Consider the following 2,634-nt stretch of genomic DNA (forward strand, 5'->3'; position numbering starts at 1 on the left):
ACCCCTCTATTATTATCTGTGTGGGGGGTGGTTTTTTGTTTACCCCCCCGGGGGGGGGGCGCCCCCCCCCCAGCCCCGCGCGCCGGGGGGGGGGGGGGGCGCCCCCCATCGTCTGGTCGAGCGCCGCGAGCAGCACCCCGAGCATGATCGTGGCGAAGACGATGTTCCGCTGCCGTCCGTCGAGCACGGGCGGGGCGGGCGCGGACTCCGGCGCTCGCGTCGTCGCCGGGGTGCCGGTCTCGCTGGCTGAGGTCACCCCTGCACGGTCACACCGCGGCCGTCCGGACGCATGCGGGGTCGTCCAGACCGGTGAGATCCCCCGCCGCCCCGCCGGCCGCTCACCGTCCCGTCAGCACCTCCGCCAGGTCGTACCGCACCGGCTCCTCCAACTGCGCGTACGTACAGCTCGCCGGGGTACGGTCCGGGCGCCACCTGCGGAACTGCGTGGTGTGCCGGAACCGGTCGCCCTCCATGTGGTCGTACGCCACCTCGCACACCCGCTCGGGCCGCAGCGGCAGCCACGACAGGTCCTTCGTCCCCGACCAGCGGCTCGGAGCGCCCGGCAGCCGGGCGCTCTCGTGGGCGGACCCCTCCGTCCAGGCCGCCCACGGATGGCCCTCGGCGCTCTCCATGCGCAGCGGCGCCAGCTCCGCCGCCAGCTCGGCGCGGCGCCGCATGGGGAACGCGGCGCAGACCCCGACGTGCTGGAGCACGCCCGCCGCGTCGTACAGACCGAGGAGCAGCGAGCCGACCACGGGACCGCTCTTGTGCTCCCGGTAGCCGGCCACGACGGCGTCCGCGGTCCGCTCGTGCTTGATCTTGTACATGGAGCGGGTGTCGGGGCGGTACGGCAGATCGAGGGGCTTGGCCACCACCCCGTCCAGACCGGCTCCCTCGTACCGCTCGAACCACTCGCGCGCCACGTCCGCGTCGGTGGTGGCCGGCGCGACATGGACCGGCGCCCGCGCGGGGGAGAGCGCCGCCTCCAGCGCCTCCCTGCGGCGCGCCTGGTCGATGCCGAGCAGCGAGGCGTCCCCGAGCGCCAGCAGATCGAAGGCGACGAAGCTCGCCGGGGTGCGCTCGGCGAGCAGGTCCACCCGGGACCTCGCCGGATGGATCCGCTCCGTGAGCTGGTCGAAGTCCAGCCGGTCGCCGTGCACGACCACGATCTCGCCGTCCACCACACAGCGCTCGGGCAGCTCCGCGAGGAGGGCCGTGACCAGCTCGGGGAAGTAGCGGGAGAGCGACTTCCCGGTCCTGCTGCCGATCACCAGCTCGGCGCCGTCCCGGAACACGATCGCCCGGAAGCCGTCCCATTTGGCCTCGTACTGCATACCGGGCGGGATACGGGCCACGGACTTGGCGAGCATCGGTTTCACGGGCGGCATCACCGGCAGGTCCATGGGGCGATTGTCGGCCAGAACCTCCCGGACCGCCCGGTGTGTCCCGCGCGGCGGCCTCCCGTGATGCGCCCCGCGCGCCCCCGCCCTACCGTGGCCCCATGGGCGCGGGCGCGGCGGTGGAGCTGGAGGCGGACGGCAGGACCGTACGGCTGTCCAGCCCCGACAAGGTCTACTTCCCGGAGCGCGGCTACACCAAGCTGGACGTGGCGCGCTACTACCTGGCCGTGGCACCGGGCATCACCCGCGCGCTGCGCGACCGCCCGACGACCCTGCAACGCTTCCCCGAGGGCGTCGACGGCGAGTCCTTCTTCCAGAAACGGGCGCCGAAGAACCTCCCCGACTGGATCCCCACCGCCCGGATCGAGTTCCCCAGCGGGCGCTCCGCCGACGAGATCTGCCCGACGGAGCCGGCCGCCGTCCTCTGGGCGGCGAACCTCGGCTGTCTCACCTTCCACCCCTGGCCGGTACGGCGGGAGGCCACCGACCACCCCGACGAGCTGCGCATCGACCTCGATCCGCAGCCGGGCACCGACTTCACCGACGCGGTCAGGGCGGCCCACGAACTCCACGCGTTCCTGACGGAGCAGGGGCTGCACGGCTGGCCCAAGACCTCCGGCGGCCGGGGGCTGCACGTCTTCGTGCCGATCGAGCCGCGCTGGACGTTCACCGAGGTACGGCGGTGCGCCATCGCCGTCGGCCATGAGCTGGAGCGGCGGATGCCGGGCCGGGTGACCACCGCGTGGTGGAAGGAGGAGCGCGGCGAGCGGATCTTCGTGGACTACAACCAGACCGCGCGCGACCGCACCATCGCCTCCGCCTACTCCGTACGCCCCCGGCCGCACGCCCCGGTCTCCGCGCCGTTGCGCTGGGCGGAGCTGGACGACGTGGCGCCGGACGACTTCGACCTGGCGACCATGCCGGTGCGCTACGCCGAAGTGGGCGATGTGCACGCGGAGATGGGGGAGCGGCCGGACCGGCTGGAGGGGCTGCTGGAGCTGGCCGACCGGTACGAACGGGACCACGGGCTGGGGGACATGCCGTACCCGCCGGACTACCCGAAGATGCCGGGGGAGCCCAAGCGGGTCCAGCCGAGCCGCGCGAAGCGCGAGAGCCCGTGAACAGCGGTGGGGGGGGGGGGGGGGGCGCGCCGGGGGGGGCCGCCCGCCCCGGCCGCGGCCGAGGCGGTGCCGCGAGGACGGGTGTTGGGTGGGTCTGTGAGAGAGAGAGTGGG

General features: G+C 73.9%; 2 protein-coding genes and 1 pseudogene. 1 reads left to right on the top strand and 2 read right to left on the bottom strand.

What is annotated here, in order from left to right:
• Positions 1-64 precede the first annotated feature (64 nt).
• Positions 65-256: pseudogene (locus ACFXPK_RS27810) on the bottom strand (hypothetical protein); the annotation flags it as partial.
• Between the two features lie 82 nt (positions 257-338).
• Positions 339-1,403, bottom strand: a complete 1,065-nt coding sequence (locus tag ACFXPK_RS27815) for an ATP-dependent DNA ligase (protein ID WP_385079724.1) — start codon at positions 1,401-1,403, stop codon at positions 339-341.
• 98 nt (positions 1,404-1,501) lie between these two features.
• Between ACFXPK_RS27815 and ligD the strand changes: the two genes are divergently transcribed.
• Positions 1,502-2,521, top strand: coding sequence for a non-homologous end-joining DNA ligase (gene ligD, locus ACFXPK_RS27820; RefSeq protein WP_385001269.1), 1,020 nt, complete (start codon positions 1,502-1,504; stop codon positions 2,519-2,521).
• Positions 2,522-2,634 lie beyond the last annotated feature (113 nt).

It is taken from the genome of Streptomyces sp. NPDC059142, assembly GCF_042755665.1.
Classification (GTDB): domain Bacteria; phylum Actinomycetota; class Actinomycetes; order Streptomycetales; family Streptomycetaceae; genus Streptomyces.